This is a genomic window from Ruegeria sp. HKCCD6647-2 (assembly GCF_057221075.1).
This window is the reverse complement of the sequence record NZ_JBWVBD010000007.1, coordinates 66,622-85,590: the sequence shown is the minus strand read 5'-3', so window position 1 is coordinate 85,590 and position 18,969 is coordinate 66,622. Positions and strand designations below refer to the sequence as shown.

The 18,969-nt window shown below is 59.5% G+C and carries 18 protein-coding genes; 8 read left to right on the top strand and 10 right to left on the bottom strand.

The features are described 5' to 3' along the window. Positions 1–17 precede the first annotated feature (17 nt). The 5 genes from AC2TDJ_RS18180 to AC2TDJ_RS18160 form a co-directional block, all read right to left on the bottom strand. On the bottom strand, positions 18–1,067 hold the full coding sequence (locus AC2TDJ_RS18180; protein WP_480844095.1) for a HesA/MoeB/ThiF family protein: 1,050 nt from the start codon (positions 1,065–1,067) through the stop codon (positions 18–20). Further along, entirely contained in the window at positions 1,067–1,522 is a 456-nt protein-coding gene (dut, locus tag AC2TDJ_RS18175; protein WP_480844094.1) for a dUTP diphosphatase, read from the bottom strand. The genes AC2TDJ_RS18180 and dut overlap by 1 nt, the downstream gene beginning before the upstream one ends. Positions 1,523–1,540: 18 nt before the next feature. Then, on the bottom strand, positions 1,541–2,737 hold the full coding sequence (gene coaBC, locus AC2TDJ_RS18170; RefSeq protein ID WP_480844093.1) for a bifunctional phosphopantothenoylcysteine decarboxylase/phosphopantothenate--cysteine ligase CoaBC: 1,197 nt from the start codon (positions 2,735–2,737) through the stop codon (positions 1,541–1,543). Between the two features lie 63 nt (positions 2,738–2,800). After that, entirely contained in the window at positions 2,801–3,625 is an 825-nt protein-coding gene (locus AC2TDJ_RS18165) for a ChaN family lipoprotein (RefSeq protein ID WP_480844092.1), read from the bottom strand. Next, on the bottom strand, positions 3,622–4,500 hold the full coding sequence (locus tag AC2TDJ_RS18160; protein WP_480844091.1) for an RNA polymerase factor sigma-32: 879 nt from the start codon (positions 4,498–4,500) through the stop codon (positions 3,622–3,624). The genes AC2TDJ_RS18165 and AC2TDJ_RS18160 overlap by 4 nt, the downstream gene beginning before the upstream one ends. A gap of 100 nt (positions 4,501–4,600) precedes the next feature. On the opposite strand from AC2TDJ_RS18160, the gene cobU reads away from it, so the two are divergent. The 4 genes from cobU to AC2TDJ_RS18140 are packed head-to-tail and all read left to right on the top strand — an operon-like array spanning position 4,601 to position 8,202. Beyond that, positions 4,601–5,122, top strand: coding sequence for a bifunctional adenosylcobinamide kinase/adenosylcobinamide-phosphate guanylyltransferase (gene cobU / locus AC2TDJ_RS18155; RefSeq protein WP_480844090.1), 522 nt, complete (start codon positions 4,601–4,603; stop codon positions 5,120–5,122). After that, positions 5,119–5,697, top strand: a complete 579-nt coding sequence (locus tag AC2TDJ_RS18150; RefSeq protein ID WP_480844089.1) for a histidine phosphatase family protein — start codon at positions 5,119–5,121, stop codon at positions 5,695–5,697. Before cobU ends, AC2TDJ_RS18150 begins: the two co-directional genes overlap by 4 nt. A 58-nt stretch (positions 5,698–5,755) precedes the next feature. Further along, on the top strand, positions 5,756–6,640 hold the full coding sequence (locus AC2TDJ_RS18145; RefSeq protein WP_480844088.1) for a glutathione S-transferase: 885 nt from the start codon (positions 5,756–5,758) through the stop codon (positions 6,638–6,640). Positions 6,641–6,687: 47 nt separating this feature from the next. After that, the gene (locus AC2TDJ_RS18140) at positions 6,688–8,202 is read left to right on the top strand and encodes a YifB family Mg chelatase-like AAA ATPase (protein WP_480844087.1); all 1,515 of its coding nucleotides are present in this window, start codon (positions 6,688–6,690) and stop codon (positions 8,200–8,202) included. Here AC2TDJ_RS18140 and gshB read toward each other — a convergent pair. From gshB to rsmI, 3 genes are all read right to left on the bottom strand, one after another. Then, positions 8,199–9,131, bottom strand: coding sequence for a glutathione synthase (gene gshB / locus AC2TDJ_RS18135; RefSeq protein ID WP_480844086.1), 933 nt, complete (start codon positions 9,129–9,131; stop codon positions 8,199–8,201). The two genes, AC2TDJ_RS18140 and gshB, sit on opposite strands and share 4 nt — an antisense overlap. 61 nt (positions 9,132–9,192) lie before the next feature. Continuing rightward, positions 9,193–9,564 (bottom strand): YraN family protein, encoded by a 372-nt coding sequence (locus AC2TDJ_RS18130; protein WP_480844085.1) that lies wholly within the window; start codon positions 9,562–9,564, stop codon positions 9,193–9,195. Position 9,565: 1 nt separating this feature from the next. Further along, a complete protein-coding gene (gene rsmI, locus AC2TDJ_RS18125) occupies positions 9,566–10,423 on the bottom strand; it encodes a 16S rRNA (cytidine(1402)-2'-O)-methyltransferase (RefSeq protein WP_480844084.1) in 858 nt (285 codons plus the stop codon). Between the two features lie 88 nt (positions 10,424–10,511). Between rsmI and AC2TDJ_RS18120 the strand changes: the two genes are divergently transcribed. Genes AC2TDJ_RS18120 through murJ form a run of 3 tightly spaced genes read left to right on the top strand, consistent with a single transcriptional unit; the run spans position 10,512 to position 16,001 of the window. Further along, a complete protein-coding gene (locus tag AC2TDJ_RS18120; protein ID WP_480844083.1) occupies positions 10,512–11,684 on the top strand; it encodes a penicillin-binding protein activator in 1,173 nt (390 codons plus the stop codon). Next, positions 11,644–14,463 (top strand): [protein-PII] uridylyltransferase, encoded by a 2,820-nt coding sequence (locus AC2TDJ_RS18115; protein WP_480844082.1) that lies wholly within the window; start codon positions 11,644–11,646, stop codon positions 14,461–14,463. Before AC2TDJ_RS18120 ends, AC2TDJ_RS18115 begins: the two co-directional genes overlap by 41 nt. Continuing rightward, positions 14,460–16,001 carry a murein biosynthesis integral membrane protein MurJ gene (murJ, locus tag AC2TDJ_RS18110; protein ID WP_480844081.1) on the top strand — a complete coding sequence of 514 codons (1,542 nt, stop codon included), beginning with the start codon at positions 14,460–14,462 and terminating at the stop codon, positions 15,999–16,001. Before AC2TDJ_RS18115 ends, murJ begins: the two co-directional genes overlap by 4 nt. Before the next feature lie 4 nt (positions 16,002–16,005). Here the strand turns inward: murJ and AC2TDJ_RS18105 are convergent, their stop codons facing one another. Continuing rightward, the gene (locus tag AC2TDJ_RS18105) at positions 16,006–16,692 is read right to left on the bottom strand and encodes a rhomboid family intramembrane serine protease (RefSeq protein WP_480844080.1); all 687 of its coding nucleotides are present in this window, start codon (positions 16,690–16,692) and stop codon (positions 16,006–16,008) included. 86 nt (positions 16,693–16,778) lie between these two features. On the opposite strand from AC2TDJ_RS18105, the gene trpS reads away from it, so the two are divergent. Next, entirely contained in the window at positions 16,779–17,807 is a 1,029-nt protein-coding gene (gene trpS / locus AC2TDJ_RS18100; protein ID WP_480844079.1) for a tryptophan--tRNA ligase, read from the top strand. Between the two features lie 64 nt (positions 17,808–17,871). Here the strand turns inward: trpS and AC2TDJ_RS18095 are convergent, their stop codons facing one another. Next, the gene (locus AC2TDJ_RS18095) at positions 17,872–18,921 is read right to left on the bottom strand and encodes a Glu/Leu/Phe/Val family dehydrogenase (protein WP_480844078.1); all 1,050 of its coding nucleotides are present in this window, start codon (positions 18,919–18,921) and stop codon (positions 17,872–17,874) included. Between the last annotated feature and the right edge of the window lie 48 nt (positions 18,922–18,969).

The window sequence follows — 18,969 nt, the reverse complement described above, 5'->3', positions numbered from 1 at the left end:
CTCTGTTTTTTCAATTCTTATTCCACGGCACCCGCACAAACCGGACAATCCGGCCGCTGCGACAGAGTAATTTTGCGGCTTTCCCCGTAAAGCGCATCGTAGATCAACATCTCACCACGCAGAGCCTGCCCGGCGCCGGTGATCACCTTGATCGCCTCAATCGCCATCATCGATCCGACCACGCCGGGCAACGGACCGATCACCCCCGCCTCGGCACATGAGGGGGCAAGACCTGGAGCCGGTGCTTCGGGGAAGATGCACTGATAGCAAGGTCCGCCCGTTGCCGGGTCAAAGACACTCAGTTGCCCCTCCCACTGCGACAACGCACCAGAGATCAGCGGTTTGCCCAGTGCAACCGCCGTTCTGTTTGCCAGATAGCGGGTATCGAAATTGTCGGTTCCATCCAGAACCAGATCGAAATCTGCGAACAAGTCTGTCGCAATCTCTTCGGTCAGTCGCCTGTGATAGGGCAGAACGACCACGTTCGGGTTCTGCGCTTCCATTGCCTGTTGGGCGGAAAAGACCTTGGGAATACCGATATCCGTATCGCGGTGGATCACCTGACGTTGCAGGTTGGCGTTTTCCACAACGTCATCGTCGATCACGCCGATGGTTCCAACACCAGCGGCCGCCAGATACTGCAGCGCCGGCGCCCCCAAACCACCGGCACCGATCACAAGTACGCGCGCCTGTTTCAGACGTTTCTGTCCAGGCCCGCCCAGTTCCCGCAGTACGATATGCCGTGCGTAGCGTTCCAATTCCGTCTCGGTGAACTGACTGACGGGCATCTTTGGTTCCTTCTGCGGGATCGGCGCGGCGCGGGTGCGCAAAGCCTTCAATACCCTGCCATAAACCAAAGCCAGCGCGACAAAGCCACACAGAATAAGCCACATTGCTGCGGAACCACCGGTCGCCTGACGCAAAGGGTTGTCATCGGGCAGTATGAGTTGTGCCACGATGACCCCCACCAAAAGGACCGCGACAGATACAGTTCGCGCAGTTCGGGTCACACCGGCAATATATCCAATGCCCCACAAACCGGCGCCAAGAAGCAGGACAAGCAGCATCAGCCGCGACCGGTTGAGCCGAACCCACCAGCCCCGCGTTGTGTCTCGCCCAGGGTTTCGGTCAGCTCGAACTGTGCCTGAATGACCGGCGCAACGACCAGCTGGGCAATGCGCTCGCCATGGGTGATTTCAAACGCTTCCTGTCCGGCGTTCAATACGATCACACCCAATGGGCCGCGATAGTCGCTGTCGATGGTTCCCGGCGTGTTTGGAAGCGTTATTCCATGCTTCAGCGCAAGACCGGATCGGGGCCGAACCTGAACCTCGAACCCCGGCGGAATTTCGATCCGCAGGCCCGTCGGCACCAATGCGCGCTCGCCTGGTTGCAGCGTGATCGACGCGGCTTCCGGCAGATTGGCCCGCACATCTGCACCCGCGGCTCCGGGTGTTTCGTACGATGGCAATGCCACCGATGGGTCGGCGCCCTCCTCGCGGATTACACGGATTGCTACCATCGTTTTTCCTCTGAGCGTTTATCGGGTAAGGGTATCGGCGATCCTGCGCGCCAACTTGTCTGCCACGGCGTCCTTGCTCATGCGCGGCCATTCTTCAGCTCCGTCACCAGTAATCAGGATCACTGCGTTTTCCGACCCCCCCATGATCCCGGTCGCCGGGCTGACGTCATTGGCAACGATCCAGTCGCACCCCTTGCGCCCCCGCTTGGCTGTTGCGTGATCGACGACGTTGTCCGTCTCGGCCGCAAAACCCACCACCAGCGCTGGCCGGCCTTTCTTCATCTGAGCGACGCGTTTCAGGATGTCCGGGTTTTCAGCGAATTCCAAAATCGGCAGACCATCGCGGCTTTTCTTCAGCTTTTTGTCCGAGGCAGCGGCGACACGCCAATCTGCCACTGCCGCCGCAAAGACACCCGCATCGACCGGCAAGGCAGCATCAACTGCTTCAGACATCTGCTGCGCCGTTTCGACCCGCACGACCTGCACGCCCTCTGGCGGGGGCACATCAGCGGGACCTGTGACAAAGACAACTTCAGCACCCAACGCTGCCAGTGCTCGGGCAACCGCCGTACCCTGCGCTCCGGAAGAACGGTTGGCGATATAGCGCACGGGGTCAATCGGTTCATGCGTAGGCCCCGAGGTGACAAGCACCCGTTTGCCGCTGAGCGGTCCATTGCCCAGCGCAGCCTCAATCGCCGTAACAATCTCCAGCGGTTCGGACATACGGCCCGGCCCGTATTCCCCGCAGGCCATGTCGCCTTCGTTGGGGCCGACAAACCGCACGCCATCGACATGCAACTGCTTGAGGTTGCGACGCGTTGCCGGATGATCCCACATGCGAACGTTCATCGCTGGCGCACACAACACCGGCGTGTCCGTTGCCATCAACAGGGTCGAGGCCAGATCATTGGCCAATCCACCAGTCATCTTGCCCATCAGGTCCGCAGTAGCCGGGGCCACGACAATCAGATCAGCCGATCGGGACAACTGAATATGGCCCATCTCGGCTTCGTCCGTCAGGTCAAACAGATCACGATATACCTTTTCACCCGCCAATGCCGACACCGACAACGGGGTCACGAACTCCTCTGCCGCGCGGGTCAGAACCGGAGTGACAGCGGCCCCGCGTTCTTTGAGCCGCCGGATCAGATCCAGTGACTTATAGGCCGCGATCCCGCCACCGATGATCAGCAGAATGCGTTTGGATGCCAGCATGTTCAGCCCTTCCCGTTCCGGTCGGTCCTGACATTAGGCAACGCCACCGGGTAGTTCCAGCAGTTAATTCTGCGTCTCGAATGCTTTGCAGGGGTCCTCGCGTTCAACCGCGGGGCTGTCGATCACGGCATCGAAATCACCGTACACGACGCCATCTTCGGATTGACCGAGGACAAACACGTTCAAGCTCGGACGCAGGCGAGACAGAAATGTGGGGATACCGCGATCCTTTCGCGCATGGCCATTGCCGGTGATCACGACAACCGGTCCGCCAGTCTCTTCCGTGGCGCGCAAGGTTGCGCGCGCCAAAACGGCATCGCGAAGGCGTTGAATGGCCACTAATTGAGGCAAAGTTTCAGCGGGGATCGCGTTGCAATGCGCGGCCAGCTGATCCGCCTCACGCGCCGCCTGATCATCGGCCGCCAGCGGCACGGTCAATCCAAAACGCGCCGCGTCGGCACCCAATATTGTCGCCGCCCCGCGCTCCATGGCGGCCCGGGCCGCATTGCGCGGCACCATCGCGCCGTAAACCGGGGCGTCTGACGCCTGAAACACCGGATAATACATGCTGAGCGGGGGCCAGCCGGATTCAGCCCAACGCAGGATTCTCGACAGCTCCTCAGGATTGGACGCCGCCTTTTGCGCAAGTCGCTGCGCGCCTTCCTCGGTCACCATTTCCCAGACCACGGCCGACGGCGCGATGGCTTCAATCGCCTCCGTCTGGACCAGATGATGTTGGGGATTGTCGTGGATCTCACCCAAAATCACGACATCTGCCGCTTGCATGGACGCAACGACGTCATCGGGGATGAGTTCGGCAGAAAGGCCCGGCCGCATTGCCGCGACGAGAAACCCAACGGTAAGCACCAGATTCGCAATACGTTTCATGCGAAGAAGTGTTGCACCTCGCGCGATTGAGCTTCAAGGTTCTTGCGCATTTTCACAAATGCCGCCGCCTCAAGCTGACGAACGCGTTCCTTGGATAAGCCGAGTTCCTGCCCCAGACTTTCCAACGTTCTCGCAGGTTCTCGCAGTTTCCGCTCGCTGACGATAAAACGCTCACGCTCGTTCAGGGCCCGCATCGCTGTGACCAACCATTCGCGCAACTGCCGGGTATCGTGACTGTGTTCGACGGCTTCAGCAGCCTGTTCGCGTTCGTCTTCCAATGCGTCGATCCACTCTCGACCGTCCTCGTCGGTCGATTGCACCGCGTTCAATGAGAAATCCGACCCGGCGAGACGGCCTTCCATCATTTCCACATCCCGCAGGGGCACGCCAATCTCGGCGGCGATCATCTGATGCAACTGGTGGCGGTCCAGCTCAAGCCCTTCGGTGGCCGCTTCCCTCTCAAGCCGCGCCTGCACCCGACGCATATTGAAGAACAGCGATTTCTGCGAGGACGTAGAGCCCGTCCGCACCATCGACCAGTTGCGCATGACATAGTCCTGAATGCTGGCCTTGATCCACCAGACCGCATAGGTCGAAAACCGCACGCCCCGGTCCGGGTCGAACTTGTCGGCGGCTTTCATAAGGCCCAGGCCGGCCTCCTGAATGAGATCATTCATCGGCGCGCCGTAGCGTTTGAACTTGGCTGCCATAGAAATCGCCAGACGCATATAGGCTGTGATTAGACGGTGAAGCGCTTGCTCATCCCGGTTGTCGCGCCAGGCGTAGGCTAGTTGTAATTCGGTTTCGGCGTCCAGAAGCTCGGCCTTCATCGCCTGCCGGGACATCGAAAAATCACTTGGGCTATCCAGTGCCATGCAACTCTCCCCTTTACATCGGCGCGGGCCGGGCTTGCCATGCCGACTTGTGGTCGATACGCAGTGCAAAACCGGGTGGATCACTTGAAAGGTAATAATAGTGCATCCTGATTTAACCTTTGTCATGGGTGGTGCCGCATCGGGAAAGTCGGTGTTTGCCGAGCAACTAGTTGTTTCTTCAGGAAAAAAGCGTATTTATGTCGCCACATCACAAGTGTTTGATGACGAAATGCGCCTAAAAGTTAAGCAGCATATTGCACAACGCGGCGATGGCTGGACCACGATCGAGGCCCCATTCGATCTGTCGCAGGCATTGGCAGACCTGACTTCGGACCATGTCTGCCTGATTGATTGCGCGACCATGTGGCTGACCAATCACCTTCTCGCCGAGCATGACCTGATGCAGGAACAGGCAACACTGATTGACGCCTTGAAGTCCTGTAAAGGGCAAATCGTGATCGTTTCGAACGAGGTCGGCCACGGAATTGTCCCCGAGAATGCCCTGGCCCGTCGATTTCGCGATGCGCAGGGGCGCCTGAATATTGCGCTGGCGGCACAAGCCGAACTTGTGGTGCAGGTGACGGCGGGGTTGCCACTGGTCCTAAAAGGGCAGTTGCCGTGACCCGGTTGCATCTGGTCCGCCACGGCCCGACCCATGCGAAAACCATGGTCGGGTGGTCGGACCTCCCGGCAGATCTGAGCGACCACGCGGCGCTCGACCGATTGCACGCGCACCTTCCTTCAGATGCGTTGGTTATATCATCCGATCTGTCACGCGCCGCGGACACGGCCTCGGCCATTCAGGGCGACCGTCGGCGCCTGCCGCACCACCCGGATCTGCGCGAGATCAATTTCGGCTCGTGGGAGATGCGATCCTTCGCCGAGATCGAGGCCGAAGACCCTGAACTGGCCTTTGCCTATTGGGACAACCCCGGCGAGGTTCGCCCGCCGCAAGGCGAAAGCTGGAATGATGTCCGTGCCCGGGTCGACACAGTAGTCGACACGCTGATTGCTCAACATTCAGGCCGCGACCTGATCGTGGTCGTCCATTTCGGTGTCATTCTGACCCAGATACAACGAGCCCTTGAATTGGACGCGCAACAGGCGTTTTCGCATCGCATTGACAACCTGTCGGTGACAGAAATCACGCATCTCGGCGACCGTTGGTCAGTCGGGCGCATCAATCACCATCCGTGATCTGCCGGCTCACAAATCTCTGATTTACGGACGTGGGTCTGTCGGACATCGTTGGCGAATGACCTATGACATTTATATCGGTGACCGCCTGTTCTCCAGCTGGTCTTTGCGCGGCTGGCTGATGCTTGAGAAGTTCGGCCTGCCCTATCGCAGCCACATGGTTGGCCTTTATTCGGGCACGATGCCCGAGGACATGAGGCCGCTTGCGCCAGCGCGGCTGGTTCCAGCCCTGCGCCTGCCTGACGGAACCGTTGTGGGCGAAAGCCTCGCCATGGCCGAAACACTGGCCGAGCGACACCCCGATGCTGGCCATTGGCCCAAGGATCCAGCCTCTCGGGCGACCGCCCGCTGGCTCTGCGCCGAGATGGTGGCCGGGTTCACCGCCTTGCGCGGCCAATGCCCGATGCAGCTGCAGCACTGCTGGGATGGTTTTGAACCCTCATCAGAAACCCGTGCGGATCTGGACCGCATCGAAACGCTTTGGGCACATGCTCGGTCAGTCTCAGGAGTGGCCCGCGGGCCGTTGTTTGGAGCCTATTCTCTGGCCGATGTATTCTACACCCCTGTTGCCGCTCGAATTATCGGTTACGGGCTGCCCATTTCGGACGCCAACCGAGACTATTGCCTTGAGCTGTTGTCGGATCTTTCCGTCCGACAATGGCGAGCGATGGGCCTGACGGTCTCCTACGATCCGTTTCCTTATGCGCAGGAATTGCCCTCTCGCCCGTGGCCGGTCGGAGGATCCTCACATGCCAAGCCGGTACCACACGGACCATCCGAAAACGCCGCATGCCCCTATTCCGGCAAGCCGGCAAATGATTTTCTGGAAATGGACGGGAAAGTCTGGGGCTTCTGCAACCCGTTCTGCCGTGACAAAACCGTCGCCGATCCTGGGGCCTGGCCAAAATTCCTGACGATGTCCAGCGCCGTTAACGTTTCTTAAACCGCGGCCATGGCAGCAACGTCCTGTTAACCAAGAACAGGATTGCCATGGTCGCCCGCGCCCACACCGTTGCCTTTCAAGGGGTCGAAGCCCGCCCGGTCGAAGTTCAATGCGCAGTCTCTCCCGGATTGCCCGCTTTTTCGATCGTCGGTCTTCCGGACAAGGCGGTTTCCGAGGCTCGCGACAGGGTGCGCAGCGCGCTCAGCTCAATGGCGATTGCGCTGCCTTCGAAACGCATTACCATCAACCTGTCCCCTGCCGATCTGCCCAAGGAAGGCAGCCATTTCGACCTGCCCATCGCCGTTGCCTTGCTGTCAGCGCTGGAAATCATCCCCTCGGATGCCGCGGAAGGGGCCGTGGCGCTTGGGGAGCTGTCGCTGGACGGCTCTCTGGTGCCCGTCGTTGGTGCCCTGCCCGCTGCCATGACGGCAGCCTCCGAGGACCGCGCCCTGCTTTGTCCGCGGGCTTCCAGCGCTGAAGCCGCGTGGGTGGATGCAACACAGGTTATCGGTGCCGGATCACTGGGGGATGTTGTGCGTCATTTCACCGGCCAATCCCCGTTGCCTGCGGCCACGCCGGGCGAAGTGGACCTCGCCCCCAGCAGCCGCGACTTGCGGGATGTAAAAGGCCAGGAACGCGCAAAACGGGCATTGGAAATCGCAGCCGCCGGTCGGCACCATCTGATCATGATCGGTACACCAGGCTCGGGGAAATCCATGCTGGCGGCGCGTTTGCCCGGGATCCTGCCTGCGCTGACGCCGGTCGAGGCGTTGGAAACATCAATGATACAGTCGCTTTGCGGCTTGTTGGACGAAGGCGGAATCAGTCGTTCCAGACCTTTTCGAGAACCGCACCACACCGCATCAATGGCCGCGATTGTAGGCGGGGGCAAAGGGGCCAAACCCGGCGAGATATCACTGGCGCATAATGGCGTACTATTTATGGATGAGTTTCCCGAGTTTCCGCGAACGGTTCTGGAAACCCTGCGCCAGCCCATCGAAACCGGCGAAGTGATGGTGGCCCGCGCCAACGCACACGTGAAATATCCCTGTCGGTTCATGCTGGTCGCAGCGGCCAATCCCTGCAAATGCGGTTACCTGACCGATCCATCCCGCGCCTGTTCGCGTGCCCCGGGATGTGGCGACGACTATCTTGGGCGCATCTCCGGCCCTTTGATGGATCGTTTCGACCTCCGCATCGAAGTCCCTCCGGTTGGATACACGGATCTCGACTTGCCACCATCGGGTGACAGCTCTTCCGCGGTGGCAGCGCGGGTCGAAGCGGCGCGGCAGATACAGGCCGATCGGTTCCGGGATATGCCGGAAACGCGGCAAAACGCCGATGTTGAGGGAAAACTGCTGGAAGAAATCGCGGCACCGGATGCGGAAGGGAAAGAGTTGCTGATGAAAGCCGCTGAGATGTTCGGGCTGTCGGCCCGCGCCTTTCATCGTATCCTGCGGGTTGCGCGCACCATTGCCGATCTGGAAGGCAGCGCAGATATTCGCCGCCCGCATGTGGCCGAGGCGTTAAGCTTTCGCATCAGCGCGCGGGTCGCGGCCTAGAACCTGGCTTCAATCGCATCCCAGATTTTGGCCGCTACATTGACGCCGTCGAACCGCTCCAGCTCCTGAATACCGGTGGGCGAAGTCACGTTTATCTCGGTCAGGTAATCGCCGATCACATCAATCCCGACAAAAATCTGGCCCTTTTCCTTCAACAACGGCCCGATGGCAGCGCAGATTTCCAGGTCCCGATCCGATAAACCGATCTTTTCCGGGCGTCCGCCGACATGCATGTTCGAACGGGTTTCGCCTGCGGCAGGGATACGGTTGATCGCACCGACGGGTTCGCCGTCGACCAAAATCACCCGTTTGTCACCATTGCGGACATCGGGCAGGAATTTCTGCACGATCAGAGGTTCGCGCGAAAACCCGGTGAACAGCTCGTGCAGGGACGTCAGGTTGCGGTCATTCGCGTCCAGGCGGAACACCCCGGCACCTCCGTTCCCGTAAAGCGGCTTCAGAATGATGTCGCCATGTTGTTCCTTGAACGCCTTAATGGTCTGCAAATCACGCGCAATGGTCGTTGGCGGCGTCAGATCGGGGAAATCCAGCACCAGCAGCTTTTCGGGGTAGTTGCGTACCCAGAACGGGTCATTCACCACCAATGTCTGTCCATTCAGACGATCCAGCAGATGGGTCGAAGTGATATAGTGCATGTCAAACGGAGGGTCCTGACGCAGCCAGACCACATCGAACTCGACCAGGTCCACCTCACGCTCAGGACCCAGGATGGCCGGATCGTCGGGAACACGCTGAACGGTCATGTCGTGACCGCGCGCCGTAATCCGGCCTTCCTGATAGGCCAATTGGTCCGGGCCATAGAAAAACAGCTGATGGCCGCGGGCCTGCGCCTCTTCGGCGAGACGAAACGAACTGTCGGCGTTGATGTCCACGACCCCGATCGGGTCCATCTGAAAGGCGATTTTCATGGCGCGTCCCTTGTATTGACGCCTGATACATGGCTCAGCATGTCCGGGGGTTCAATGCCGATCAGCCCTGTCCGAACGCGTTTTCGATGATTTGAATGGCACCTGCGGTGTCAACCAGTGCCGCGTCAAAGCGCACGTTGGTCAATTGACCACCCGGTTCCTGTTCCAGAAACTGAGAAGCCGAAGCGCAGATTCGATCCATCTGTCGTCGATTGATACGCGCTGCAGCCTGCGCGAAACTGGCGCTTTTCTTGACTTCGATGAACACCAAACCGTCCGAACCCCGCGCGATGAGGTCAATTTCACCGCCAATCCCGCGCCAGCGCCGATGAACTATGGAGTAACCTCGCCGTTCGTAATCCTTGGCCACGCTCATTTCCGCCGCCTGCCCGGAATGAAAGGAAACAGAACCCCGGGCAGATCGTTTGGCCATGTCATCCCTTCCCCAGTTTCAAAGCCTTCTGGTAAATGGGCCGGCGCGGCAGATTGTACATTTCTGACACAAGATCAGCCGCATCCCGCACCGAATGGGTTTCCAGGGCTTTTTCCAGGGCCTGTTCTATGTCAGATTCGTTAACAGAGGGCGAATGCCCGCGATCCACCAGCAAAACGACTTCTCCTTTCACCGATGCTCCCTGATACTCTGCGGCCAGCTCACCCAGGGTGCCGCGCCTGACTTCTTCGAACTTTTTGGTGAGCTCCCGGCACAGCGCCACCTGACGATCCGCACCAAGCACTTGCGCTAAGTCCGAAAGGCAGGCTGCCACACGCTTGGGCGATTCGTAGATTACAAGCGTTCCGGGGATATCGCGGAGGGTCTCGATCCGCGTACGGCGCGCGCCCGTGGCGTTAGGCAGAAACCCTGCAAAAAAGAACGCATCCGTTGGCAAGCCGGCCAGCGTCAGCGCCGTCAGCACCGCCGAAGGGCCCGGTGCGCAGGTAACCATAAAGCCTGCCTCGGCCGCTTGCTTCCCCAGATCATAGCCCGGATCGGCGATCAGCGGCATACCCGCTTCGGATGCGTAAGCGACCGATTTGCCCTGCTCCAGCGCCTCAATGATTTTGCCCCGCGCGCCAACACCGCTGTGATCGTGATAGGCCAGAACGCGGCGTCCCTCCAACGGCACGCCGTGGATCTCCATCAGGCGCCGCAGGCTCCGGGTGTCCTCGGCTGCGATCACATCAGCCGAGGCAAGCACATCCAACGCCCTGAGCGTGATGTCGCGTGCGGCGCCGATCGGGGTAGCGACGAAATACAGGCCGGCGCTCAATCTTACCTTTTGGAAATTCAAAGCTGGACCCTCACAGCGTGACGTTTATTATCGCGGCTCAACAGAATGGCAGCAGCTTTGGCCGCTGGATCAGGGAGTTTTCATTTAGATGTTTACCGTTTGCAAGCCCGTTCGCAAGCTGGCGAAATCCGCCGCAATCCTCGCCACCGCAGCGTTTCTGGCCGCATGCGAGCCGGGCGGGCTGGGCGGAGGCCCCTCGATCAATACATCCGAACCGGTTCCGGTGGCCCTTCTGGTTCCCAGCGGCTCGCCGCAAGCCGGTGATGCGGCGTTGGCCCGCAGCCTTGAGAATGCGGCGCGGCTGGCCATGTCCGATTTGCAGAATGTTCAGATCGATCTGCGCGTATATGATACGGCGGGCAATGCAACAACCGCGACGGCAGTTGCGCAACAGGCTGTGGCGGACGGGGCCAAGATCATCATCGGGCCGGTTTACGCGCAGGCGGCCAATGCTGCAGGCCTCGCGGTTTTAAACAACAACGTCAACGTTCTGTCCTTTTCGAACAACACCAGCATCGCCGGTGGCAACGTCTTTGTCCTGGGACCGACATTCGAAAACACGGCGAACCGCTTGGTCAGCTACGCGGGGCAGCAAGGCAAAAACGGTATGGTGATCGTTCATAGCAATGACGCGGCCGGCAATCTTGGACAATCCGCTATCGCCGGCGCATTGACCAATAGCCGGGTCAACAACGCCGGAACGGTGGGTTATGACCGTTCGCAACAGGGCGTGATCAACTCGGTCCCGACGATCAAGGCAACCGTCGACAATAACGGGGCCGATTCGATCTTCATGACCGCCACCACCGCCGGGGCACTGCCTTTGCTGACACAATTGCTGCCCGAGGCCGGCGTATCACCGGCGACCACGCAGTATATCGGTCTGACCCGCTGGGATATCCCGGCACAAACGCTTGAACTGCCGGGCGTTCAGGGCGGCTGGTTCGCATTGCCTGATCCCGCCAAGGCACAGGCCTATCGTCAGCGTTACAACAATACCTATGGCGAAGCCCCGCACCCGATCAGCGGACTTGCTTATGACGGCATTGCCGCCATCGCTGCATTGGTAAGCCAGGGGAATTCCAACGCACTGTCTGCGGCCGCTTTGACGCAAAACGCAGGCTTTCAGGGAGTCGGTGGAATTTTCCGTCTGCGCCCGAATGGTACCAACGAACGCGGTCTGGCTGTGGCCACGATCCAGAACAAACAGGTGGTTGTGATTGACCCTGCCCCACAAAGCTTCACTGGCGCCGGCTTCTGATCAGCCTGCCGGGCCCGGTGCGCCTGAAGGCGCACTGATCTGCCCGGCTGAAGAGATTTTCGACAGCGCCGGCGTTTCCGCCCAGCTTTCGAACGCCTTCGAGGCCAGCCAAGACAATACTGCGCTACGCTCTGAAACAGTGCGTATCCTGCGCGAAGCGCAGAAAACGGGCCGTGAGGTTATTGCACGCGCCTTTGAACAGCGTCCCTTTGATGCACGTCACCTGACGCGTTCGTACACTTATCTGACCGATCAACTGGTCTGCACGGCCATGCAGGTATCCAGCGAGCGTCTCCATCCGCTTGCGACGCCAACGCAGGGCGAGAAAATAGCTGTTCTGGCAGTCGGAGGGTATGGGCGCGGGGAAATGGCGCCGTTTTCGGATGTGGATCTGCTGTTTCTGACACCCTACAAGATCACCGCCTGGGCCGAGAGCGTGATCGAATCCATGCTCTACATCCTTTGGGATCTGCGGCTGAAGGTTGGCCATTCCTCCCGAACGATCAAGGACTGTCTGCGTCTGGGGGCGGATGATTTCACCATTCGCACGGCGATGCTGGAGCAACGTTTTCTGGCTGGCGACAACACTCTGGCCGCCGAACTGGACCAGCGCCTCAAAAACGAGCTGTTCAAAGGAAGCGAACGCGACTTTATCGAAGCCAAACTTCAGGAACGCGATGCCCGCCACCTCAAACAGGGCGAGCGCTATATGGTTGAGCCGAACGTCAAGGAGGGCAAAGGTGGTCTGCGCGACCTGCAATCGCTCTATTGGATCGCCAAATACATCTACGGCGTTCAGGATGTGGCTGAACTGGTTCCGCTGGGTCTGTTTACACCCGATGAGTTCAAGGGATTTGTGCAGGCCGAAGATTTCCTTTGGGCCGTCCGCTCACATCTGCACCTGGTGACCGGGCGTGCAACGGAACAGCTGACTTTTGACCTGCAGGTCGAAGTCGCCGACCGCATGGGATACGAAGACAGGGCCGGGCGCCGCGCGGTCGAGGTCTTCATGCAGCGCTATTTTCGCGAGGCGACGCGCGTTGGCGAACTGACCCGTATCTTCCTGACCAAGCTGGAAGCGGCCCATATGAAGGGCGCACCGATGCTCGAGCGCATCTTTCGCCGCCGCCCGCGAGTCAAAGCGGGTTACAAGGTTGTCCACGGCCGGCTGGACGTGGCCGACCCGGACAAATTCCTGTCCGACAAGGTCAACCTTCTGCGCCTGTTCGAAGAAGGGCTGCGCACCGGGTTGCTGATCCACCCGGACGCGATGCGGCTGGTCACTGCAAATCTGAACCTGATCGACGACGACATGCGCAACGACAAGGAAGCGCGGCGGATATTCCTTGACCTGATGCTTAAGCATGGCAACCCGGAACGCGCCTTGCGGCGGATGAACGAACTGGGCGTTTTGTCCGCCTTTTTGCCCGAATTCGAACACATCGTGGCGATGATGCAGTTCAACATGTATCACAGCTATACAGTGGACGAGCACACCATTCAGTGCATCGTGAACCTCGCTCAGATCGAACGTGGCGAGCTGGTTGAATCGCTGCCTTTGGCGTCGTCCATTCTGAAAGAAGGCGTCAATCGAAAGGTTCTGTATGTAGCCTTGCTGCTGCATGACATCGCCAAGGGGCGGCCCGAGGATCATTCTATTCTGGGCGCACAGATTGCGCGCAAGGTGGCGCCGCGGCTAGGTCTGAACAAGACAGATTCCGAGACGGTCGAATGGCTGGTTCGCTATCATCTGCTGATGTCGGATATGGCGCAGAAACGCGACATCTCTGACCCCCGGACGGTTCGCGACTTTGCCAAAGCGGTCCAGACGGTCAAACGGCTGGACCTGCTGACGGTGCTGACGGTTTGCGACATTCGCGGCGTCGGGCCAAATACGTGGAACAACTGGAAGGCCACGTTGCTTCGCGCCCTGCATGCCGAAACCAAACGCGCGCTTGAAACCGGCATGGAAGACCTGAACCGAGAAAACCGCGGAGCCGAGGCCAAAAGAGCGCTCCGGGCCGCGTTGCAGGACTGGTCCAAGGCTGACCTCAAGGCGGAAACGGGCCGTCATTACGCGCCTTACTGGCAGGGCCTGAACCTGTCGACGCATTTGGAATTCGCCAACATGCTGCACACACTCGAGCGCAGCGGTGATCCTGGCGCGATGGAGATCCGCCTGCATCCGGACGAAGATCGCGATGCCACCCGGGCCTGTTTCGCCATGGGTGATCATCCGGGCATCTTTGCGCGAATTGCCGGGGCCCTGGCTCTGGTCGGTGCCAATGTGGTGGATGCGCGCAGCTATACCACCAAGGACGGCTACGTGACGGATGCGTTCTGGATACAGGACGCCGAAGGCCACCCGTTCGAAGCCTCTCGCCTGCCGCGTTTGACCCAGATGATCCACAAGACGCTCAAAGGCGAGGTCGTGGCCCGCGAGGCGCTCAAATCCCGCGACAAGATCAAGAAACGGGAACGCGCCTTCAGCGTGCCGACACATATCACGTTCGACAACGACGGCTCGGAAATCTACACGATCATCGAGGTCGACACCCGCGACCGCCCCGGTCTGCTTTATGACCTGACCAGAACGCTGGCGGCGGCGAATGTCTACATCGCCAACGCGGTGATCGCGACCTATGGTGAACAGGTGGTGGATACCTTCTACGTCAAGGACATGTTTGGCCTGAAATACCATTCCGAAAGCAAACAACGCAGCCTGGAGAGCAAACTGCACACCGCCATCACCGAAGGTGCGGAGCGTGCCGCCTCATGAAACAAATCCGGTTGTTCTCGGGCCTGTTCACGGTTGGCTTCTGGACCCTGGCCAGTCGCATTCTGGGGTTCCTGCGAGAGATTCTGCTGACCGCCTATATCGGACCGGGGCCGGTGATGGACGCATTCGTTGCCGCCTTTCGCCTGCCGAACATGTTCCGCCGTTTCTTTGCCGAGGGTGCTTTCAACGCGGCCTTTGTACCGATGTTCTCCAAGCGGCTGGAGGGAGACGAGAACGCCCTGGGCTTTGCTCAGGACGCGTTCAACCTGCTGGCCGTCGCCGTTCTGGCCCTGGTCGGGTTGGCCATGGTTTTCATGCCTGCGCTGGTATGGCTCACGGCCGAGGGGTTTTATGGTGACGAACGTTTCGATCTCGCTGTCGATTATGGATATGCGGTTTTTCCCTATATTCTGTTCATGTCGCTGGCCGCATTGTTCTCGGGCGTCCTGAACGCCACGGGCCGGTTCGCTGCCGCCGCTGCCGCACCTGTTCTGTTGAATATCTTCGCCTGTTCGGCCCTGATCCTTGGCGCGATGTCCGGTGGCGAGGTGATCCGATGGCTGATCACCGTCATACCCATTGCAGGCATCGCCCAGCTGGCCTTGGTGTGGATCGCTACAGAACGTGCTGGTTTCCGCATACGTCCGGGGATGCCAAAGCTCAGTCGGGAAATGCGCAACCTGGTCCGCATAGCTGTCCCTGCGGCACTGGCGATGGGCGTGACGCAGGTCAATCTGGTTGTCGGACAGCTGGTCGCGTCCAAAACCGAGAAGGCGGTCAGTTGGTTGTTCGCCGCAGACCGCCTGTATCAGCTACCTTTGGGTGTGGTTGGGATTGCGGTGGGTATCGTGTTGTTGCCCGACCTCTCTCGGCGCCTGCGGGCAGATGACAAGACGGGCGCACGCAATGCGTTTTCGCGGGCCGGTGAATTCATGTTGCTGCTGACAATCCCGTCGACAGTGGCATTTGTCATCATTCCAAACCCGCTGGTTTCAGTTCTGTTCCAGCGCGGCCAGTTCAGCGCTGAAGATACAGCCGCGACAGCTCTGGCGGTGGCGATCTACGGCATCGGCTTACCTGCGTTCATGTTGCAGAAGCTGCTGCAACCACTGTTCTTCGCGCGCGAAGATACCCGGTCGCCTTTCCACTATGCCCTTGTGGCCATGGTGGTGAACGCGGTTCTGGCCTTTGGTCTCTATCCCGTGGTCGGTTGGATTGCCCCGGCCATCGCGGCGTCGACCGCTGGCTGGGCCATGGTTGCCCTTCTGGTTATTGGGGCACGCCGGATGGGGGATGAGGCGCGGTTTGACGACCGGTTCAAACGACGGGCCTGGCGGATCGTGGCGGCATCGGCAGGTATGGGTGTCGTGCTCTTTGCCGCTGTCCATTTGTTCGGCTGGGCGTTCGAATTGTCAGGCTGGCGTTATCTGGCTCTGTTGCTGCTTATCAAGGTTGCGGCCGCCACTTATTTCTTTCTTGGGCATCTGTTCAAAGCCTTTGAGATCTCAGATTTCAAGCGCGCCCTGCGACGCTCGTAACGGATCAATCCCGACGGATGCGGCCAACAATGCGCGCCCAGCCGCCGGGAGCCAGAAAGAAGGACAGACCGAACCCCGTGGCGAAACCGCCAAGATCCGCGACCCAGTCAGACGTGCCGCCAAAGATCAGGCCGAACAACAGCTGAATGCCCATCAGAACGGCAATCAGTTGAAATGCTCGGGCCTGATTTTCCCCGACCAAGGACAGCTTGCGCCACAGAAGCCACGTAAATGCGCCAATCAGACCGTAGACCGGTGGAAACCCTCCGACCAGCGGATAGGGCGGATTCAGCAGCAGCGCATAGATCAACGCACCACCCACGCCGGACAGAACAAAGATCAGCAGCATCGGGAGACTTCCGAAAACCTCGGCAACCATCTTGCCCATGGCCAGTATGAAGACGCACACAAAGATGGCTTGCGTGAAACTGCCTGACACGAAGGGATACGTGACAAAGCGGAGGACATGTTCGAACGGCCAGCGCCCATTTTGGACCATCCAATCGAAGATATCGGGAGAAAAGGAATAATGCTGTAGTGCGTCCAACCTCCAGCCAACCGCTGATGGCCCGCCGATAAGCCCCCGGCTTCCCAGCAAGAAGGCCAGCTCGATCCCCATGATGAACAAAGCCAGCGCCACCACAACAGGCGGCAACGGGTTTACGGGCGGTGTATGATGCTCACTGCTCATTGGGCAGGCCTTTCGCGGCTGTTGACGTCCCTTGGCCTCATGGGTAAGCGACGGGGGCTGATTTTTCCAGACGGGAGTTCCCTTCGATGACCGAGACCCAATTCACACCACGCGTGTTTTCCGGCATCCAGCCTTCGGGAAACCTGCACCTTGGCAACTATCTGGGTGCGCTGAAGCGTTTTGTGGATATGCAGGGACCAGACATGGAGACGGTCTATTGCATGGTCGATCTTCACGCGATCACCGTCTGGCAGGACCCCAAAGAGCTGGCGCACTCAACCCGCGAATTGTGCGCAGGTTTCATCGCCGCAGGAATCGACCCCGAACGCTCGATCCTGTTCAATCAAAGCCAGGTTCCCGAACACGCACAACTCGCGTGGATTTTCAACTGTGTCGCCCGGATGGGCTGGATGCAGCGGATGACCCAGTGGAAGGACAAGGCAGGAAAGAACCAGCAGAACGCCTCGCTGGGGCTGTTCGCCTACCCGTCGCTGATGGCCGCGGATATCCTGATCTATCACGCGACCCACGTGCCTGTAGGTGACGACCAGAAACAGCATCTGGAACTGACACGGGACATTGCAATCAAGTTCAACAATGATTTTGGCGTCGATTTCTTCCCGATCACAGAACCGGTGATCGAAGGCGCAGCAACGCGTGTCATGAGCCTGCGGGACGGGTCCAAGAAGATGTCGAAATCCGACCCGTCAGACATGAGCCGGATCAACATGACCGACGATGCCGATGCCATTGCCAAAAAGATCCGCAAGGCCAAGACGGACCCGGATGCCCTGCCTTCCGAAGTCGACGGTCTGGAAGAGCGCCCCGAGGCACGAAACCTTGTGAATATCTATGCCGCGCTCAGCGACCAGACGGTCGAGCAGGTTCTGGCCGAAGTGGGCGGCAAGCAGTTCGGTGAATTCAAACCAATGCTTGCCGACCTGGCGGTTTCGAAACTGTCACCGATCTCGTCGGAAATGGCGCGTCTGATGGGTGACGAAGCCGAGATTGACCGTGTCCTGGCGCGGGGTGCAGAACGAGCACGCGAGATAGCAACACCGATCCTGAAACAGACTTACGAGATTGTCGGCATGGTCGGCGCGGGCAAGTCCTGAACCTCACCTGAACCACATGAGAACGCCGCCCACGTCCGGGGCGGCGTTTTTTATTGCAAATCCGCTACGCGGCCTGAGGGCGCAGCACTTCCTGAACGATCGACTCGGCCACTTCATGTGGACTGACCGATTCCGAACGTGCTCGGGTCAGAATGCGGTCCATGGTCTGCTCCAGCGCCTGCAACCTGCGCTTCACCCAGGCCTCACGGTCCGAAACCCGCAATATCTCGGTCGCAACATTTACGATACCGCCGCCATTGGCAACAAAATCCGGAGCGTAAAGAATACCTCGATCATGCAGGCGAACTGCGTCTTCATCAGTGGCCAATTGATTGTTTGCACCACCAGCGACGGCGCCAACCTTGAGAAGCGGGATGCTGCTGTCATTCAACACACCACCAATCGCGCAGGGTGCGAATATGTCGGCATCGACCGAGTAGATTTCATTCGTTTCAACAGCTGTCGCCGCAAAACTGTCAACGGCGCGGGCCGTTTGCTGCGCGTCGATATCGGCGACGATCAGTTCAGCCCCGGCTTCGTGCAGCAGGCCGCACAAATGCCAGCCAACACTGCCCAGCCCCTGGACCGATACCGTCATACCTGTCAAGCCAGCAACCCCGAACCGATGCGCTGCCACAATGCGCACCGCGTTGAATATCCCCCGTGCAGTGATCGGAGAAGGGTCGCCGCTGGCAAAGTCGCCCTCTGCCAAACCGGCTACGTATTCGGTTTCCGACCCGATATGCGCCATGTCGGCGGGAGTCATTCCCATATCCTCGGCCGTCCAGTACTGACCGTTCAGTTGCTGGACGACGCGTCCGAAAGCCCGCAACAAGTCGGGGGATTTTTCCGTCGCAGGATCCCCCACGATAACCGCCTTACCACCCCCCAGCGGAAGATCAGCGGCGGCGTTCTTGAACGTCATGCCCCGCGACAGCCGCAACGCGTCATTCAACGCCTCGGCCGGATGTCCGTAAGGTCGCATCCGCACGCCACCGGCGGCCGGACCCAATTGCGTTGAGTGAATTGCGACATAGCCCAACAGACCAAGCGCGGCGTCCTTGAATTCAACCACGCGCTCATGTTCAGGCGCGTCGATTGGGGTGATTTTCATAGTTTTCCTCCGACGTGACAAAGGGATTCTGCCACGTTACGAGGAATG